Below are 202 nucleotides of genomic sequence, written 5' to 3' on the forward strand. Positions count from 1 at the left end.
CCGGGGGCTCCGATGCGTATACGTTGCGGCTCGACGAGATCGCCTACGCGGGCAAGGGCTCGGAGGCGAGCCGACGACACGTTCGCTTCGACTATGTCGCTCGCACCGATGTCTCGTGGGGCTACGTGGCGGGCGTGGTGCAGGGTCGCACCGAGCGGCTCGAGACGATCACCGTCGAGGGGCCCTACGCGCAGGTGATCGC

1 protein-coding gene is annotated in these 202 nt (G+C 68.8%); it reads left to right on the top strand.

The window, feature by feature from the left end:
* The coding region (locus OEB96_RS00005) for a hypothetical protein (protein ID WP_266213320.1) at positions 1-202 on the top strand (202 nt) is incomplete at both ends.

Source organism: Paraliomyxa miuraensis (assembly GCF_026337845.1).
GTDB lineage: Bacteria > Myxococcota_A > Polyangia > Nannocystales > Nannocystaceae > Paraliomyxa > Paraliomyxa miuraensis.